This window comes from Paracoccus nototheniae (genome assembly GCF_004335005.1).
Taxonomy (GTDB): Bacteria; Pseudomonadota; Alphaproteobacteria; order Rhodobacterales; family Rhodobacteraceae; genus Paracoccus; species Paracoccus nototheniae.
In genome coordinates, this window is the sequence record NZ_RQRT01000032.1 from 18,362 (window position 1) to 35,227 (window position 16,866).

Annotated in this window: 16 protein-coding genes; 3 read left to right on the forward strand and 13 right to left on the reverse strand. The window is 66.0% G+C overall.

What is annotated here, in order from left to right:
* Nucleotides 1-8: 8 nt before the first annotated feature.
* The 4 genes from EG885_RS12565 to rplU form a co-directional block, all read right to left on the reverse strand.
* Nucleotides 9-1,028 carry an LLM class flavin-dependent oxidoreductase gene (locus EG885_RS12565; RefSeq protein WP_242679635.1) on the reverse strand — a complete coding sequence of 340 codons (1,020 nt, stop codon included), beginning with the start codon at nt 1,026-1,028 and terminating at the stop codon, nt 9-11.
* Between the two features lie 149 nt (nt 1,029-1,177).
* Nucleotides 1,178-1,711, reverse strand: coding sequence for a GNAT family N-acetyltransferase (locus EG885_RS12570; RefSeq protein WP_131575113.1), 534 nt, complete (start codon nt 1,709-1,711; stop codon nt 1,178-1,180).
* 160 nt (nt 1,712-1,871) lie between these two features.
* On the reverse strand, nt 1,872-2,144 hold the full coding sequence (rpmA, locus tag EG885_RS12575; protein ID WP_131575062.1) for a 50S ribosomal protein L27: 273 nt from the start codon (nt 2,142-2,144) through the stop codon (nt 1,872-1,874).
* A 12-nt stretch (nt 2,145-2,156) separates the two neighbouring features.
* Nucleotides 2,157-2,576 (reverse strand): 50S ribosomal protein L21, encoded by a 420-nt coding sequence (gene rplU / locus EG885_RS12580; RefSeq protein WP_131575064.1) that lies wholly within the window; start codon nt 2,574-2,576, stop codon nt 2,157-2,159.
* Between the two features lie 279 nt (nt 2,577-2,855).
* Between rplU and EG885_RS12585 the strand changes: the two genes are divergently transcribed.
* Nucleotides 2,856-3,851 carry a putative zinc-binding metallopeptidase gene (locus EG885_RS12585; RefSeq protein ID WP_131575066.1) on the forward strand — a complete coding sequence of 332 codons (996 nt, stop codon included), beginning with the start codon at nt 2,856-2,858 and terminating at the stop codon, nt 3,849-3,851.
* A gap of 87 nt (nt 3,852-3,938) precedes the next feature.
* Here EG885_RS12585 and EG885_RS12590 read toward each other — a convergent pair whose 3' ends face one another.
* Nucleotides 3,939-5,750, reverse strand: coding sequence for an ABC-F family ATP-binding cassette domain-containing protein (locus EG885_RS12590; RefSeq protein ID WP_131575068.1), 1,812 nt, complete (start codon nt 5,748-5,750; stop codon nt 3,939-3,941).
* A 145-nt stretch (nt 5,751-5,895) separates the two neighbouring features.
* Here EG885_RS12590 and EG885_RS12595 point away from each other — a divergent pair, with 145 nt between their 5' ends.
* Together EG885_RS12595 and EG885_RS12600 are read left to right on the forward strand one after the other, a co-directional pair.
* Complete coding sequence (locus EG885_RS12595; protein ID WP_131575070.1) at nt 5,896-6,894, forward strand: Fe(3+) ABC transporter substrate-binding protein; 999 nt, start codon at nt 5,896-5,898, stop codon at nt 6,892-6,894.
* Nucleotides 6,895-7,116: 222 nt separating this feature from the next.
* Nucleotides 7,117-8,055 carry a nucleoside hydrolase gene (locus EG885_RS12600; protein ID WP_131575072.1) on the forward strand — a complete coding sequence of 313 codons (939 nt, stop codon included), beginning with the start codon at nt 7,117-7,119 and terminating at the stop codon, nt 8,053-8,055.
* A gap of 30 nt (nt 8,056-8,085) precedes the next feature.
* On the opposite strand, the gene EG885_RS12605 is transcribed toward EG885_RS12600, so the two are convergent.
* The 8 genes from EG885_RS12605 to EG885_RS12640 form a co-directional block, all read right to left on the reverse strand.
* Entirely contained in the window at nt 8,086-8,898 is an 813-nt protein-coding gene (locus EG885_RS12605) for an OmpH/Skp family outer membrane protein (protein ID WP_131575074.1), read from the reverse strand.
* Complete coding sequence (gene bamA, locus EG885_RS12610) at nt 8,898-11,198, reverse strand: outer membrane protein assembly factor BamA (RefSeq protein WP_131575076.1); 2,301 nt, start codon at nt 11,196-11,198, stop codon at nt 8,898-8,900. Before bamA ends, EG885_RS12605 begins: the two co-directional genes overlap by 1 nt.
* A 102-nt stretch (nt 11,199-11,300) precedes the next feature.
* Nucleotides 11,301-12,632, reverse strand: a complete 1,332-nt coding sequence (gene rseP, locus EG885_RS12615) for an RIP metalloprotease RseP (RefSeq protein ID WP_131575078.1) — start codon at nt 12,630-12,632, stop codon at nt 11,301-11,303.
* Nucleotides 12,629-13,786, reverse strand: a complete 1,158-nt coding sequence (gene dxr / locus EG885_RS12620) for a 1-deoxy-D-xylulose-5-phosphate reductoisomerase (RefSeq protein WP_131575080.1) — start codon at nt 13,784-13,786, stop codon at nt 12,629-12,631. Before dxr ends, rseP begins: the two co-directional genes overlap by 4 nt.
* A gap of 3 nt (nt 13,787-13,789) precedes the next feature.
* Nucleotides 13,790-14,632, reverse strand: a complete 843-nt coding sequence (locus EG885_RS12625; protein ID WP_131575082.1) for a phosphatidate cytidylyltransferase — start codon at nt 14,630-14,632, stop codon at nt 13,790-13,792.
* Nucleotides 14,629-15,360, reverse strand: a complete 732-nt coding sequence (uppS, locus tag EG885_RS12630) for a polyprenyl diphosphate synthase (RefSeq protein WP_131575084.1) — start codon at nt 15,358-15,360, stop codon at nt 14,629-14,631. The genes EG885_RS12625 and uppS overlap by 4 nt, the downstream gene beginning before the upstream one ends.
* Nucleotides 15,361-15,365: 5 nt before the next feature.
* The gene (frr, locus tag EG885_RS12635) at nt 15,366-15,929 is read right to left on the reverse strand and encodes a ribosome recycling factor (protein ID WP_131575086.1); all 564 of its coding nucleotides are present in this window, start codon (nt 15,927-15,929) and stop codon (nt 15,366-15,368) included.
* A gap of 105 nt (nt 15,930-16,034) precedes the next feature.
* Nucleotides 16,035-16,859, reverse strand: coding sequence for an ion transporter (locus EG885_RS12640; protein ID WP_131575088.1), 825 nt, complete (start codon nt 16,857-16,859; stop codon nt 16,035-16,037).
* Between the last annotated feature and the right edge of the window lie 7 nt (nt 16,860-16,866).

The following is a 16,866-nucleotide window of genomic DNA, read 5'->3' on the forward strand; positions in this document are numbered from 1 at the left end:
CGGATGCGTCAGGCCGCAGCCCGCTGCACCAACCCCGAGGCCGCCTCTGCCGCCAGCTCGAAGCTGCGCAGACGGGCGGTGTGATCATGGATCTGACCGGTCAGGATCAGCTCGTCCGGGCGATAGCGGTCCACCAAAGCCCCCAGTTGATCGGCCACCTGGTCCCGCCCGCCGACAGCGCTGATGCGCAGCGAATGATCGACCGCCTGACGCATCCCGGCACCGATCTCGGCATCGATGTCGCGCACCGGACGCGGCAGCTTTCCGGGCTGGCCAGTCCGCAAACGGGCAAAGGCCAGCTGCATGGTCGTGCGCAGATAGGCCGCCTCGCCCGGATCGTCGGCGGCAAAGACATTCGCCGCCAGAATGGCATAGGGCTTGCTGTTCCAGCGCGACGGCCGGAACCGCTCTCGATAAAGGGTCAGCGCCCGCTCCAGATCATCCGGGGCGAAATGGCTGGCAAAAGCATAAGGCAGGCCCAGATGCGCGGCCAGCTGTGCCCCGAACAGGCTGCTGCCCAAGATCCAGACCGGAAGGTTCGTCCCCTCGCCCGGAAGCGCGCGCACCGCGGCACCGGGCCGCTCGGGGCCCAGATAATCCAGCAGCTCGACCACATCCTGCGGAAATCTGTCGGCCATCGGATCACGGCGCAGCGCCCGAACCACGGCCCCGTCACCGCCGGGCGCCCGGCCCAGCCCCAGATCGATGCGGTCGGGAAAAACGGTGGCCAGGGTGCCAAAGGCCTCGGCCACGGTCAGGGGCGCATGATTGGGCAGCATGATGCCGCCCGCGCCCACGCGGATGGTCCGCGTCGCCTGCGCCACCAGCCCGATCAGAACGGCGGTCGCCGCACTGGCAATGCCCGGCATATTGTGATGCTCGGCCAGCCAGAAGCGGTGATACCCCCAGCCCTCGGCGCGCTGCGCCAGATCGATGGTGTTGCGGATGGCGTCCTGCGCCGTGGACCCTTCGGGCACCGGCGACAGATCGAGAAGGGAATATGGAAGATGCTGTGTCATCCCCAGCATCTAATCCGCCCGCCCGGTTTTGCAATGACCCCGGATGCCGGGAAGACCCTCCCCGCCCTGCATTGGTCCCGAAATATCCTCAGGGGGTGAATTGGCCGGCACGGCCAAGAGGGGGCGCGAGCGCCCCCCGCCCCCCTCAACGCATCCCGTCAGCCCATCTTGCGCAGATAGGTCCAGGTCGGCACCCGCGCACCCCGCGCCACCGACCAGCTTTCAGCATCCCCCAGATAGACGAAGCCGCAATTGGTCAGCACCCGCGCCGATCCCGGATTGTCCTGAAACGCCTCAGCGAACAGGGTCCGGGCGCCATGCGGATTGGCCGCAACCAGCGCCGCCACCGCCTCGGTCGCAAAACCGGTATTCCAGAACCCCGCCCCGACCCAGAAGCCCAGCTCAGATTGCGCGCCCTCCATCCGGGTCAGCGAGACGACGCCCAGCAACTCGTCCAGACTGGAACCCGAACCATCGATGGCCCAGACATCCTCGGTCCGGTCCGCCGCCAGAGCGCGCGCCACGAAACTCTCCGAGGCTCCGCGCGGCAGAGGGTGCGGGATCGCCCGCGTGCCTTCGGCCACCCGCCGGTCCGCCGTATAATGCGCGATCATCCCGGCATCCGACGCGCGCAGCGGGCGCAGCATGAACCGCTCGGTTTCAATGACCGCCTGTGTCGCGGCCCCGGCCATCACGGGCTTCAGATCATCCAACCGGCTTCCCTCCCGCATGGGTGCAGACATCACCATGTTTCCTCCCCCGGAAAACGGATCCTTAAAAAATTGATGCTTGAAACGGCTTGGGGGACCGGCTCTCGCCGATCCCCCTTAACATCGAAATGTTACGCTTGGGTTACTCGGCAGCTTCCAGGCTGGCGGGGATCACCGAAATAAAGGTGCGGCCCTTCAGACCCTTCTTGAAGGTGACGTGACCATCGGTCAGCGCGAACAGGGTGTGATCCCGGCCCATGCCGACATTGTCGCCCGGCCACCAGGTGGTGCCGCGCTGGCGTGCGATGATGTTGCCCGCGATTGCGGACTGGCCGCCGAACAGCTTGACGCCAAGACGGCGTCCCGCGCTGTCGCGACCGTTGCGGGAGGAACCGCCTGCTTTTTTATGTGCCATGGGTCGTTCTCCTTACGCGTCTGCGGCGTCTTTGGCCGGTTTCTTGGCTTTGGCCGGGGCGGGGGCCGGGGCCTCCTCGACCTTGGTGCGGGCGCCGACGGCGGCTTTCACGCCGGTCTTGTCCGCACCCGCGTCCAGCACCTCGGTGACACGCAGCAGCGTCAGCTGCTGGCGGTGTCCGCGGGTCCGCTGCGAGCTGTGCTTGCGGCGGCGCTTGACATAGGTGATGACCTTGTCGGCCTTGATCTGCTCGATCACGGTGGCCTGCACGCAGGCCCCGACAACCAGAGGCGCGCCCAGGGTCGATCCGACCATCAGCACATCATTGAACTGGACCGTATCGCCAGCGGCGGCATTCAGCTTTTCAACGCGCAGGACGTCGCCCGCCTGCACCTTGTATTGCTTGCCGCCCGTTTTCAGAACTGCGAACATCGCGTCTTCCCTTGTCATCCGCGTCCTGTGGCCCCTGCCGCGTCGGCAGATGTTTCCGGGTCATTCCCGCCGTCGGACTGCGCACCCCGTCAAAGGGTGTCATTGAAATAAAATCGACCGGCCACGGGCAGGTGCCCGGCCGGTGACAGGCGTTTCGCCGATCCAAAGCCCCAAGTCAAGTCCCGCCACCCGCTTTCGCGCATCCTGCGCAACTCAAAGCGGAACCCTCGCAGCCCAAACCGGCTTGTACCCAGCCAGAGACAGGATCCGGTTCCCCATATGCAACGCTTTTCTTGTCCCCATTGCGGGACGCGCGCCTATTTCCACAATCTCACATGCCCTTGCGGGCGGGATCTCAGCTTCGATCCCGTCGCCATGGCCATGTCGACGGTCGACCCGCATTGCGCCAATCGCGACACGATCGGCTGCAACTGGTCAGCGCCCGCGCCGGGCACGTTCTGCCGCTCCTGCGCGATGTCGCAGGTCGTGCCGCGCCTGCATGTGGGCGACAACGAACGCCTCTTGTCGGGGGCCGAACGGGCCAAGCGATGGGTGCTGGCCAATCTGGCGCAATGGGGCTGGTTCACGCCAGACGATCCGGGCCGCCGCCCGCATTTCCTGATGCTGTCCGAACATACGGGCGGCCGCGCGCTGCAGATCATCATGGGCCATGACAACGGCGAGATCACCATCAACGTGACCGAGGCGGACGAGCTGATCCGCCTCAAGCGCCAGCTGGATCTGGGCGAACAATACCGCTCGATGGTCGGTCATTTCCGTCACGAACTGGCGCATTTCCTGTTCGACCGCCTGTCGGAATCCAATCCCGACTTCCCGCCCGCCTTCCGCGCCCTATTCGGCGACGAACGCGCCGATTACGCCGAGGCGCTGCGCCGCCACTATGCCGAGCCCCATGACCCGGGCGATGATTACATCACCCCCTATGCCACCGCACACCCGCACGAGGACTGGGCCGAAACCGTCGCGCATCTGCTGCATCTGGTCGACTTCACCGACAGCTTCGTCAGTGCCGGCCTGTCCATGCAGGGCGTGCCCGCCGATTTCCGGCCCTATCTGGAAACCGACACGGCCCGCCTTCTGGGCGTCGCCGCCGAGGTCGCGGTCGCGGTGAATGACATCAACCGCGCGCTGGACAATACCGACCTCTATCCCTTCGTTCTGACCACGCCGGTGCGCCACAAGATCACCTTTGCCCATGGCTGGCTGCGCGACCACCTGAACCGCGCCGACACACCCGAACTGCGCAGCGCCTGACCGCACAGGCTTCATCTTGGCAAAAATATCCCCGCCGGAGGCATCCCCAGGACGCCACCGGCGCAAGGCCCGGCAGAAGACGCGGCCTCAGCCCGCCGCCTTCTCCTCCAGCCCCATCCATTCCTCTTCCGCATCCGCCAGGACCGCCTGACGCTCGCTCAGCGCCATGCTGGCCTTGTTGAACTTGGCCGGAGAGGTGGCGAACAGCTGCGGATCCGCCATGAACTCGGTCAGCTTGGCGATCTCGGCCTCCAGCCGGGCAATCAGGGCGGGCAGTTCCTCCAGCCGGTGCCGTTCGGTAAAGCTCAGACCGCCCTTGGCGGATTTGGCGGGCGCCGATGCGGCGCCTGCAGCGCGTGGAGCAGAGGCCACAGGCTCTTCGGGTGGGGTTTCGCCGCGTTGCGCCTGATAATCGCTCCAACCGCCTGCATAGACGGTGGCGCGGCCGTCGCCCTCCATGGCGATGGTGGTGTCTGCGACGCGGTCGATAAAGTCGCGGTCGTGGCTGACCAGCAGCACGGTCCCGTCATATTCGCCCAACAGATCCTGCAACAGGTCCAGCGTCTCGACATCCAGATCGTTGGTCGGTTCGTCCATGACCAGCAGGTTCGAGGGTCGCGCCATCAGCCGCGCCAGCAGCAGACGCGCCTTTTCGCCGCCAGACAGGCTGCGCACGGGCGCGCGGGCCTGCGCATCGTCGAACAGGAAATCCTTGAGATAGGCCACGACATGCTTGGGCTGGCCCCGCACCATGACCTGATCGGCCCGCCCCGAGACACGCATGTCGGGATCGCCGGTCAGCGATTCCCACAGGGTCTGGTCGGGGTTCAGCGCCGCGCGGGCCTGATCAAAGACCGCGATGTCCAGATTGGTGCCCATCTGCACCGTGCCCTCGTCGGGGGCAATCTCTCCGGTCAGCATCTTGATCAGCGTCGTCTTGCCCGCGCCATTGGGGCCGACAAAGGCGATGCGGTCGCCACGCTGGATGCGCAGATCGAAGGGCCGCAGGATCACCTTGTCGCCAAAGGCCTTGGAAATCCCCCGCGCCTCGACAACCCGCTTGCCCGAGGTGGTGCCGCTGTCGAATGCCATCGCAGCCGTGCCCTGACGGCGGATCTGGCTGCTGCGTTCGGCGCGCAGATCCGCCAGCGCGCGGACGCGGCCCTGATTTCTCTTGCGCCGGGCGCTGATCCCCTCGACCGCCCACCGGGCCTCGGCCTTGATCTTGCGGTCCAGCTTGTGGCGGGCGTCATCCTCGGCCGACCATGTGGCCTCGCGCCATTCCTCGAAACCCTCGAAGCCGCGTTCCTGACGGCGCACGGCGCCGCGGTCGATCCACAGGGTGGCCTTGGTCAGGCGGCGCAGAAAGGCCCGGTCGTGGCTGATCAGCACGAAACCGGCGCGGGTCTGGGACAGATGCTCCTCCAGCCAGCCGATCGCCTCGATGTCCAGATGGTTGGTCGGCTCGTCCAGCAGCATCAGCTCGGGCGCCTGCGCCAGCAGCCGGGCCAGAGCCGCGCGGCGCCGTTCGCCGCCCGATGCGGTGGCCACGGGCCGGTCGGGGTCGAATTTCAACCCCTCGGCCGCCATGTCGACGCGGTAATCCTCGCCCAGCTCCAGCCCGTCGCGGGCGAAATCGCCAAGCGTTTCGAACCCGGCCAGATCGGGATCCTGTTCCATATAGCCGGTCGAGACGCCGGCGGACAAAACGATCTCGCCCCGGTCGGGTTCGACAAAGCCTGCCATGACCTTCATCAAGGTGGATTTGCCCGATCCGTTGCGCCCGACCAGCGCGACGCGGTCTCCTGGCTGGACGTTCAGCGAAAGACCGTCAAAAATGGGATCACCGCCATAGGTCAGCGAGATTTCGGAGAGTTGCAAAAGGGGTGTGCGTGCCATGCCCGCGCCCTAGCGCGCCCGCCGCGCGCGGTCAATGCGTCGCAGCGCAAGGCTGCCTTGCGGGCCTTTTGATGGCGCACAAAAGATTGACAGCTTTGGTCGGAATTGAGACAAGACGCCAAATATCCGACCAAAGGAGTCTACCATGCGTCCCGTCATCCTCGCCTCGCTTCTCAGCGCCACCGCCCTGCCCGCTTTCGCGCAAGAGGTGAACGTCTATTCGCACCGTCAGCCCGAGCTGATCCAGCCGCTGATCGACGCCTTCACCGCCGAGACGGGCATCCCCGTCAATGTGGCCTTTGTCGACAAGGGCATGGTCGAGCGTCTGCAGGCCGAGGGCGATCGTTCCCCCGCCGATCTGGTCCTGACCGTGGATGTCGCCCGCTTGGGCGAGGTCAAGGACGCGGGCGTGCTGCAGGCGGTCGAAGACGAGGCGCTGGACGTGATCCCCGCCGGTCTGCGCGATGACGACAACCAGTGGTTCGCCCTGACCACCCGCGCCCGCATCGTCTATGCCAGCAAAGAGCGCGTGGCCGATGGCGAGGTGACCACCTATGAGGATCTGGCCGATGCGAAATGGGAAGGCCGAATCTGCACCCGCAGCTTTACCAATGATTACAACGTCGCCCTGACCGCCGCATTCCTGGCCCATCACGGCGAGGAAGAAACCCTCGCCTGGCTGGAAGGCGTCAAGGGCAACCTGGCCAAGCGCCCCGAGGGCGGCGACCGCGATCAGGTCAAATCGATCTGGGCGGGCGAATGCGACATCTCTCTGGGCAACACCTATTACATGGGCGCGATGCTGAAGGATGACGAGCAGAAGGACTGGGCCGAGGCGGTGCGCATCGTGTTCCCGACCTTCGAGGATGGCGGCACGCATGTGAACGTGTCGGGTATGGCGATGACCGCCTCGGCCCCCAACCGCGACGCGGCGCTGCAGCTGATGGAGTTTCTGGTCGGCGACGAGGCGCAGCAGATCTATGCCGAAACGAACAACGAATTCCCCGTGAAAGAGGGCGTCGCGCCGTCCGAGCTGGTCGCCAGCTGGGGCGAGTTCACCCCCGACGATCTGAGCCTGCCCGAGATCTCGGATCTGCGCCCGCAGGCGCTGGATCTGATCGAGCGGGTGAACTTCGACGGCTGAGGGCTGGCACGGCAGGGGGGCAAGGCAGAGGGGGGCCAGCCCCCGTCAGCCAGCGGTTCTTGAACCGATGGCGCACCGCTGACTGACCCCCCCGGGATATTTCCGCCAAGATGAAAGGGCGGCGCGGAGTTCAGAAAAAGGCAGGAAGGGCGCAGGCGGGGGCTTGCGCCTTTTTCATGGCTGGCGCACAAATTCGCGCTTGAGGCAGACAAAAGGCACAGAATGGCGCGCAAGATCATCATCGACACTGATCCCGGACAGGATGATGCGGTGGCCATTCTGCTGGCGCTGGCCTCGCCCGAGATCGAGGTTCTGGGCGTCGTCGCGGTGGCCGGGAATGTACCGCTGGCGCTGACCGAGGTGAATGCGCGCAAGGTGGTCGAACTGTCGGGGCGGCGCGACGTGCCGGTCTTTGCCGGCTGCGACCGGCCGCTGGCCCGCGCGCTGGTGACGGCCGAGCATGTGCATGGCAAGACCGGGCTGGACGGAATCGAACTGCCCGCGCCGGACCTGCCGCTGCAGGCGCAGCATGGGGTCGATTTCATCATCGGGACGCTGCGCCGGGAGGCGGCGGGCACGGTCACGCTGGTGGCGATCGGGCCGCTGACGAATATCGCCGAGGCCTTTCGCCGCGCGCCCGACATCGTCGCACGGGTGGAACGCATCGTTCTGATGGGTGGGGCCTATTTCGAGGTGGGCAACATCACCCCCGCCGCCGAGTTCAACATCTTTGTCGATCCCGAGGCCGCCGCCGCGGTGTTCGGGGCCGGTGTCCCCCTGACCGTCATGCCGCTGGACGTGACCCACAAGGCGCTGACCGACCGGTCCTGGATTGAGGCGATGCGCGCCTTGCCGGGGCGTTGCGGGCCTGCCGTGGCGGGCTGGACGGATTTCTTCGAACGCTTCGATACGGCAAAATATGGCAGTCTGGGCGCGCCGCTGCACGATCCCTGCACCATCGCCTGGCTGCTGCAGCCAGAGCTGTTTTCAGGCCGCGAGATCAATGTCGAGATCGAGACCGAGGGACGCTGGACCACCGGCATGACGGTGGCCGACTGGTGGCGGGTCAGCGGTCGCGCGTCCAACGCCCTGTTCCTGAAGGATGTGGATCGCGACGGGCTGTTCGCGCTGCTGCTGGAGAGGATCGCCCGCCTGCCGTGAAACCCGCCTGGCCCTGAGACCCGGCGCGGCTTAGGGCTGCAGGGGCGCAGGGGTGGTCGATGAGGCGTCGGCATCCGGCTGACTGGCGTCGGGCTGGGCCCCATCCGTCTGGCCCTCAGCCGCCGCGCCCCCATCCGGCTGATCCCCATCCGGCTGATCCGCACGGGGCGAGGCGGGCAGCGGCACCACGCCCTCGCCATTGCCGATGCGGTCGTCCAGCGCCGTGATCAGCTGTTGGGTCACGTCGATGGCATCCAGCGAGACAAAAACCGTGCGCCGGTCCAGCACCGCGACGGCGCCGCGGTCGGACATCATCTGACCCATCACCGGCAGGGCTTCGCGGAAGAACGCGGCGCGGTCGGCCTCGGCCCAGGCATTCAGATCCTGCACCGCCTGTGCGCGCTCGCGGCGGATCGTGGTGGCGCGCAGGTCGAAATCCTCGGCCAGACGGCGGAAATCGGCGGCGGGCAGGGTCGCGCGCTGTTCGGTCAGGCGTTGTTCCTCGGTGGACAGCAACTGGGTCAGACGCTCGTTTTCGGCGGCCACCCCCTCGCCCTCATCCTCCAGCCGGGTCTGGGCGCGCAGCCCCCAGGCCGAGGACAGATAGAGCAGATCCAGATCCAGCGTCAGAATCGGCGCCCGTTCCCCTGCCGCATCCGGCGTGGCGATGGTGCCATTCGGCAGGGCCGGACCGGGGGCGATGGGCACGATCCCCGGGCCGGGCAGATCGGCAGGCGCGTCGCCCAGGGGCTGCTGCGCGCTGGCTGGCGGCGCGATCAGCGCCGCAAGCATCAGCACCCAGACAGACGTGCCCCCGAAAGCCGTGACAGCCCGCAGCGGCATCAGAAATTCGTCTGGATCGTCAGGTCGAAGTTCTGTTCGATATCGTAATCCTCCTGCCGCAGCGCATGCGAGAAGTTGAAGCGCAGCGGTCCGATGGGCGTCGTCCAGAAAATCGAGGCGCCGACCGAGGCGCGCACCGACATGGCGTCATCGACCGCCACGCCATCCGTGCCGATGGTCTGATCCAGACCCCAGAGAGAGCCGACATCGGCGAACAGACCGCCCTGAATGCCATATTCCTCGGGCAGGCCGATCGGGAACTGCGCCTCGGCGCGGGCGGCCCAGTAATAGTTGCCGCCCAAGCCGTCCTGGTTCTCGGCTGCCAGATCGCGGGGGCCAAAGCCGTTCGGCTCGAACCCGCGGATACGGTTTCCGGTGCGGAAGCGGTCCAGAATCCAGGTCGAATAATCGCCATAGCTATAGATCGCCCCGGCCTCGAATTCGCCGCGCAGGGTCACGCTTTCGCGCCATGCGGTGCTTTCGACGCCCGCCAGTGCGGTGGTGGTGATCGTCTTGGTATCGCCGCCCGCGCCCGCGAAATCCTGCGAGAAGCGGAACCGATAGGCGGTCAGCGGGTCCAGCCCGGTCCGGCGGCTGTCCCAGTTATAGGTATAGCCAAAAGCCGAGGTAATGCGCGAACCTTCCTCGGCCTGCAGCAGGGTCGAGCTGTTCTCGGTCACATTGCTCAGATCGTCTTCGCCGATGCGATAGCGCAGCTCGATCCGGGCATTCTCCGAGATGGGGAATTCGATCGACGGCTGGATGCGGATCGTGCGGGTGTCGAAATCGGAATTGAGGCTTTCGGTCTCGTTATAGTTCGCGGCAAATCCGAACCGCAGGTCGCGGCCCAGAAAGAACGGTTCGATGAAGTTGATGCCCGCCGCGCGGTCGCCGCTGGCGGTGGAGACCTGCAGACCAAGCGTCTGGCCGCGTCCCAGAAAGTTCCGCTCGGTCAGGCCGATGTTGAAGCCGACACCCGAGGCCCGGCCATAGCTGGCGCCAAGCGACAACGAGCCGGTGGGCTGTTCCTCGACATTGACGCCGACGATGACCTGATCGGGGGCGCTGCCCTGCCGCGTCTCGACCTGCGCATCGGTGAAATAACCAAGCGCGCGGACCCGTTCGGCGGAATTGCGGATTTCGCGCGGATTGAAGGGATCGCCCTCGACCGTGTTGAACTGGCGACGGATCACCTGATCCAGCGTCGTGGTATTGCCCTCGATATCGATCCGCTCGACGAAGACGCGTTCGCCACGGGTCAGCGCGAAAGTCAGATCCAGCGTCTGGTTCTGCGGATTGCGGGTGATGCGCGGTTCAATATTGACGAAGTTCAGGCCCTGCTGGATGGCGATGGTTTCCATCCGGCGGATCGACGTGTCGATGATCGAGGGGTTATAGACCCCGCCCCGCCGCACCCGGTTCTGTTCGGCAAAGGCCGACGCATCGACGCCGGGAATTTCCGACACGGTATCGACGCGCCCAAAGCGATAACGCGGCCCTTCCGAGATGTTGAAGGTCACGAAGAACGCATCACGTTCGCGCGCGACCTCGGACGCGGTGCCCTGAACGCGGAAATCGGCATAGCCCTGCGAGCGATAGAAATCGGTCAGCAGGCGTTCATCCAGCGGGATGCGTTCGGGGGCAAAGGTGTCGCGGCGGATGAAGGTGCGCAGCAGGCCCGCCTGCTTGGTCTCCAGCACGTTGCGCAGCCTGCGGTCGGAAAAGGCGCGGTTGCCAACGAAACCGATTCGTTCGATTTCGGTGACGTTGCCTTCCTGAATTTCAAAGACCAGATCGATGCGGTTGTTCGAACGGCGGATGATGCGGGGATCGACGCGGGCGGCCAGCCGCCCCTCGGCGGCATAGGTCTGGGCGATGGCCTGCGCGTCCTGTATGGCCTGGCTGGGCTGATAGACCCGGCGCGGCTGGCTCCGCACGATCTCGGCCAGGCGCTCGTCGTTCAGGCGGCGGTTGCCTTCGAAGCTGATCTGGTTGACGATCGGGTATTCGCTGACGCGCACGACCAGCTGGCCACCCTGCGGGACCAGTTCGACCGTCTCGAACAGGCCCGAATTCTGCAGGCGTTGCAGGGCGTCGTTGATCTGGCCGGGGCTGACATCCTGTCCCGTCGGCAGATCCAGCGTGGACAGAACGGCGCCGCTTTCGATCTGCTGATTGCCCTCGACCCGGATATCGCCAAAGACCACCGCCAGCGCCGGACCGGGGATCAGCCCGACCGGCACCGTGATCGCCAAGGCCGTCATCAGCGCCACGGCGCCCTTGCCCAGTTTCCGTTCCATCGAAAGCCCCTCTTGATTCCGGCCTGCACGCGCCCTGTTCGGGCTGTCGTTTTGCCTAGTTCTTTGCCTGAACAGGGCGGGCCTGTCAAAAGCGCATCCGCATCACGGGCAGAAAAGATCGTTCGTGAGTCCGAAAATCATCAGGCTCAGCACCGCCGCCATGCCGATGGCGGTCAGCAGGTTCAACGCCTTGTCCGACGGCGGACGTCCCCGCACGGCCTCGTAGGCGTAAAACATCAGGTGGCCGCCATCCAGAACCGGGATCGGCAACAGGTTCAGAAACCCGATGGCCGCCGACAGGACGGCGATCCACCACAGGAAATTCGCCCAGCCCGCGCTGGCCGCCTGCCCGGTGCTTTCGGCGATGCTGATCGCGCCGCCCAGATTGCAGGTGCCGATCTGACCCGAGATCATCGCCCACATCCCCGTCAGGGACGAGGTGATGATCCCCCAGGTCTGGCGGGCGCCGATGCCAAGCGCCTCGAGCGGACCGGCGCTGCGGGTCTGGGGCGTGAAATAGCTTTCGCCCCCCGTCACCCCGATCAGCCAGCGCTGTTCGAACCCGCCGCCATCGGCAGGCAGATCGGACAGTTTCGGGCGCAGGGTCACCTCCCGCTCTTCGCTGCCTGCGCGCCACAGGCGCAGGGACAGGGGCGCCCCCTCGGCGGCCTCGACGGCCTCGCGCATCTGGGTGAACCGGGCGACGGGCTGGTCGTCGATGGCCAGAACCACATCGCCCGCCCGCATCCCGGCCTCGGCCGCCGCACTGCGCGGCGCGACGCCGCCGATCCGGGCGGGCATCGGGTCGGGACCGATGACCGTCAGGGTCCGGCCGTCGCGTTCGACCTGCCAGTCCTGCTGCGAGGCAGCGGGCAGGCTGTCGATGGCCGCGCCGATATCGCGCCAGCTTTCGACGGGCGCAGTTCCCAGCCCCACGATCCGGTCGCCGGGCTGCAAGTCGTTCACGATGCCCGGGGGGGCATCCGTGATGGTGCCGACGCGCACCTCGTCCAAGGCCACGCCCTGCACGATGGCAAAGCCGCCAAAGACGATGATCGACAGCACGAAATTGAAGACCGGCCCGGCCAGAAGCGTCGCGAACCGCGCCCAAAGCGGGGCGCCCTGCAACGTCTGGCGCCGCAGCGCCGGATCGACGGCCCTGCCCGGCCCGGCGCTGGCGGCATTGTCATCGCCGAAGAACCGCACATAGCCGCCCAAAGGCAGTGCCGCGACCTGCCAGACGGTTCCCCGTCGGTCGCAGCGCGAAAACAGCCGCGGCCCGAAGCCGACCGAGAACACCTCGGCCCGGATGCCGGACCAGCGTCCGACGATGTAATGTCCATATTCATGGACCGTCACGATCACGGCCAGCGCGACCACAAAGGCCGCCAATGTCCAGAGCGTGCTTGTGGTCTGGGCGATCATGTCGATCATCGGGCGGCCTTTCGTCGGGCAAGACCGTCCCAATAGAGAACGGTCGGCAGATCGTCGGGGTCATGGCCAAAGCCCGCCTCGCCCGACAGGGCGGTCAGGGTGGCCTCGACCCGGGGGGCCATGTCGGTGAATCCGATGCGGCCCGCGATGAAATCATCCAGCGCCTGTTCCTTGGCGGCGTTGAAGACCGCACCCGCCGCACCGCCTGCCGCCATGACCTCGCGCGCCAGACGCAGCGCGGGCCAGCGGCCTTCGTCGGGGGTGCGGAATGTCAGGCTGCCGATGGCGGCCAGATCCAGCAGATCGACCGGCAGGGGGCGACGTTCGGGCCAGTGCAGCGCATAACCGATGGCATGGCGCATGTCGGGCGCGCCCAGATGGGCGATGGTGCCGCCGTCATGATGGGTGACCATGGCGTGAATGATCGATTCGGGATGGACCAGCACCTTGATCCGCGCCGCGTCCAGACCAAAAAACTCTTTCGCTTCGATGACTTCCATGGCTTTGTTGAACATTGAGGCGCTGTCGATGGTGATCCGCTGCCCCATCGCCCAGTTGGGATGGGTCGAGGCCTGGGCCACCGTCGCCGCTGCCAGCCGTTCCAGCGACCAGTCGCGGAAGGCCCCACCCGAGGCGGTGATCGTCACATCCTTGACACTGTCGAGGGTTTCATTGCCAAGCGCCTGAAACAAAGCGGAATGTTCGCTGTCCACCGGCAGGATCGTGGCCCCCGCCCGCGCCCCCGTCCGACGCAGCAGCGCGCCCGCGCAGACCAGCGATTCCTTGTTGGCCAGCGCCAGAACCCCGCCCTGCGCCAGCGCCGCCAGACCCGGCGCCAGCCCCGCCGCGCCGACGATGGCCGACAGCGTCCAGTCGACGGGGCGGGCGGCAGCCTCGATCAGCGCAGCCTCGCCTGCGGCAGCCTCGACTCCGCTGCCCGCAAGGGCTGCGCGCAGGTCGTCCAGCAGATCCTCATATGCGGTGACGGCGATCTCGGCGCGCAGATCGCGGGCCATCTGCGCCAGACGCGGGATGTTGCGCCCGCCGGTCAGGGCGACGGGGTGATAGGCCCCGGCGCCCCCCGCATGACGGATCAGATCGACGCCGTTCGCGCCGACCGAACCGGTCGCGCCGAAAATGGAAATGCGTCGCATCGGTCAGTTCACCACGGGCAGGCTGGTCACAATCCCGATCACCATGGTGGCAAGCACCGCGCCCGTCACTGCGTCAAAACGATCCATGAAACCGCCATGCCCGGGGATCAGGTTCGAACTGTCCTTGACCCCGGCCCGGCGCTTCAGCCAGCTTTCGGCGATATCGCCCATCTGCCCGGCGAAACAAACCAGCGGCGACACCCAGATCAGCGAGGCATCGCCCTGCCCCGCCATCCACAGGGCCGCGCCCAGCAGGCAGGCCCCGATCCAGCCCGCCACCGTACCCGACCAGGTCTTTTTCGGGCTGAGCGAGGGCCAGAATTTCGGCCCCCCCAGCATCCGACCAAAGAAATAGCCGAACGTGTCCGAGATGATGATCACCCCCATCAACCACAGCACGAAATTCAGCCCGAAGGCCTCGCGGAACACCACCAGCTCATAGGCGACCAGCAGGATGGCGGTGCCGAACAGGGCATAGGTGATCCGGTCCTGCGCCTTGGCGCCTGGCAGACCCAGCAGGATCGGCAGCAGCAGGGCCAGCCATGCCAGCGGGTGAAATTCGGTCAGTGCCAGCGCCTGCGACACGCCCGCGATGGCGGCCAGCGCAATCGGGCGGGACCGGCCGAACAGGGTCACATGGCGGGCCGGGTTCTTCCAGCCGGTCATCGCCGCCAGTTCCCAGAAGGTGATCGCGGAGATCACCGCCATCGCCAGCCGCAGCCAGATCCCCTGCGCCACGGCCAGCATCACGCCGATGCCCAAGAGCACCAGCGTCGAGGCCACGCGCCGCGACAGATCGGACCATTTGCCGGGTCCGGCGCCGCGGGTGATCCGTCCCTCGCTCATGTGCCGCCGAAGCGCCGCTCGCGCATGCCGAAACGATCCAGAATCGCGCCCAGATGATCGGGCGTGAAATCCGGCCACAGCGTCGGGGTGAATTCATATTCGGCATAGGCCGCCTGCCAGGGCAGGAAATTCGAGGTCCGCGTCTCGCCCGAGGTGCGGATGACCAGATCGGGATCGGGCTGGCCCGCGGTGTCCAGACAGGCCTCCAGATCGGCCTGCGTCGGGGTCTGGATCTCGCCCTGCGCAATACGTTCGGCCAGCCTGCGCGAGGCGCGCAGCAATTCGTCCCGCCCGCCATAATTGATCGCGACGGTCAGGTTCAGGCGCGTATTCCCTGACGTCCGCGCCTCGATCGAGGCCATCAGATCCTGTAGCTTGCTGTCCAGCCGATCGCGCCCGCCGATAAAGCGCAGACGCACGCCCTCGGCGGCCATGCCTTCCGCCTCGTATCGGATATAGCGGCGGAAAATCTTCATCAGACCAAGGACTTCCTCGGTCGAACGCCTCCAGTTCTCGGTAGAGAAAGCATAGACGGTCAGCCAGTCGACCCCCAGTTCGGGGCAGGCACGGACGATCTGCTTGACCCGTTCGGCGCCCCGGCGGTGCCCGACCAGACGCGGCCAGCCGCGTTCGGTCGCCCAACGACCATTGCCATCCATGATGATGGCGACATGACGGGGACTGGTTGTGGTCCCCGATACCGCCGTTGCGCCCCGAGCCAGTGCCATGCCCCTCAGACCTGCATGATTTCGGCCTGCTTGGCCGCCAGCGCCTCGTCGACCGACGCGATCATGCGATCGGTCAGGGACTGGATCTCGGTCTCGTACAGCTTCTGGTCATCCTCGGGCATGCCATTGGCCTTGCCCTTCTTGACCTGATCCATGCCGTCGCGGCGCACGTTCCTGACGGACACGCGGGCGCTTTCGGCATATTGGGCGGCGACCTTGGTCAGCTCGCGGCGCCGTTCCTCGTTCAGCTCGGGAATGGGCAGCATGATGATCGTGCCGTTCAGCTGCGGATTGATCCCCAGCCCGCTTTCGCGCAGGGCCTTTTCGACCTTGCCGACCATCGCCTTGTCCCAGATGTTGATGGTGACCATGCGCGGCTCGGGCACGTTGACGGTGCCCAGCTGGTTGATGGGCGTCATCTGCCCATAGGCATCGACCTGCACCGGGTCGATCATCGAGGCCGAGGCCCGGCCCGTCCGCAGGCTGGAAAATTCGCCGCGCAGGCTGTCCATCGCGCCTTTCATGCGCCGTTCCAGATCGTCGATGTCGATTTCGATGTCCTCAGCCATGCCGGACCGCCTCTGATTTGAATTTTTTTCGCTTGTAACCACAATGCCGCAGCTTGGCAAAGCCTTTGCCTGCACATTCGGCAACCCGATGACGCAGACGTTTGCCTAGGATGCGTCGCGCCTGCCCCCGGCCCTGTGTTCGTCGCCTGCCGCCCGGTCATCGGTCGCGGCCATCCGTTCCTCGATCGCCGTCAGACGCGCCAGAACCTGATCGCGATAGGCCTCGGTCGCGGCGGTTTCCTCTTCCTGATGGGCCTCCTGCATCGAATTCACGATCAGACCGACCACAAGGTTCATTACTGCGAAGGTCGTGACCAGAATGAAGGGCACGAAAAAGATCCACGCCTGCGGATAGACCTCCATCACCGGGCGCACGATGCCCATCGACCAGCTTTCCAGCGTCATGATCTGAAACAGCGAATAGGCCGAGTTGCCCAGATCGCCGAACCAGTCGGGAAAGGCGCCGGCAAACAGCTTGGTCGCCATCACCGCGAAGATATAGAAGATGATCCCCATCAGCAGGAACACCGACGCCATGCCCGGCAGGGCCGACAGGAACCCCTCGACCACCCGGCGCAGGCGGGGCGTGACCGACACGATCCTGAGCAGCCGCAGGATGCGCAGCGCGCGCAGCACAGACAACCCCTGCGTCGCCGGTGCCAGCGCGATGCCCACCACCACCAGATCGAAGATGTTCCAGCCGTCGCGAAAGAATCGCGGCCCGCGTGCGAACAGCTTCAGCCCGATCTCGACCACGAAAATTGTCAGGCACAGCGCATCCAGCATCAGGATCAGCGAACCGAATGACGCCATGACCGTGCGCGATGTCTCCAGCCCCAGAATCAGGGCATTGAACAGGATGACGCCCATGATGAAGGCCTGGACACGGGGTCCGTGAATGGTGGCGTCGACGCGCGCGCGCAGGGTCATTGGGGTG

What these genes read in the sequence shown, in the direction of transcription:
- EG885_RS12565 (WP_242679635.1), bottom strand. Translation starts at nt 1,028, where the DNA reads ATGCTGGGGATGACACAGCATCTTCCATATTCCCTTCTCGATCTGTCG.
- EG885_RS12570 (WP_131575113.1), bottom strand. Translation starts at nt 1,711, where the DNA reads ATGGCCGGGGCCGCGACACAGGCGGTCATTGAAACCGAGCGGTTCATG.
- rpmA (WP_131575062.1), bottom strand. Translation starts at nt 2,144, where the DNA reads ATGGCACATAAAAAAGCAGGCGGTTCCTCCCGCAACGGTCGCGACAGC.
- rplU (WP_131575064.1), bottom strand. Translation starts at nt 2,576, where the DNA reads ATGTTCGCAGTTCTGAAAACGGGCGGCAAGCAATACAAGGTGCAGGCG.
- EG885_RS12585 (WP_131575066.1), top strand. Translation starts at nt 2,856, where the DNA reads ATGCAACGCTTTTCTTGTCCCCATTGCGGGACGCGCGCCTATTTCCAC.
- EG885_RS12590 (WP_131575068.1), bottom strand. Translation starts at nt 5,750, where the DNA reads ATGGCACGCACACCCCTTTTGCAACTCTCCGAAATCTCGCTGACCTAT.
- EG885_RS12595 (WP_131575070.1), top strand. Translation starts at nt 5,896, where the DNA reads ATGCGTCCCGTCATCCTCGCCTCGCTTCTCAGCGCCACCGCCCTGCCC.
- EG885_RS12600 (WP_131575072.1), top strand. Translation starts at nt 7,117, where the DNA reads ATGGCGCGCAAGATCATCATCGACACTGATCCCGGACAGGATGATGCG.
- EG885_RS12605 (WP_131575074.1), bottom strand. Translation starts at nt 8,898, where the DNA reads ATGCCGCTGCGGGCTGTCACGGCTTTCGGGGGCACGTCTGTCTGGGTG.
- bamA (WP_131575076.1), bottom strand. Translation starts at nt 11,198, where the DNA reads ATGGAACGGAAACTGGGCAAGGGCGCCGTGGCGCTGATGACGGCCTTG.
- rseP (WP_131575078.1), bottom strand. Translation starts at nt 12,632, where the DNA reads ATGATCGACATGATCGCCCAGACCACAAGCACGCTCTGGACATTGGCG.
- dxr (WP_131575080.1), bottom strand. Translation starts at nt 13,786, where the DNA reads ATGCGACGCATTTCCATTTTCGGCGCGACCGGTTCGGTCGGCGCGAAC.
- EG885_RS12625 (WP_131575082.1), bottom strand. Translation starts at nt 14,632, where the DNA reads ATGAGCGAGGGACGGATCACCCGCGGCGCCGGACCCGGCAAATGGTCC.
- uppS (WP_131575084.1), bottom strand. Translation starts at nt 15,360, where the DNA reads ATGGCACTGGCTCGGGGCGCAACGGCGGTATCGGGGACCACAACCAGT.
- frr (WP_131575086.1), bottom strand. Translation starts at nt 15,929, where the DNA reads ATGGCTGAGGACATCGAAATCGACATCGACGATCTGGAACGGCGCATG.
- EG885_RS12640 (WP_131575088.1), bottom strand. Translation starts at nt 16,859, where the DNA reads ATGACCCTGCGCGCGCGCGTCGACGCCACCATTCACGGACCCCGTGTC.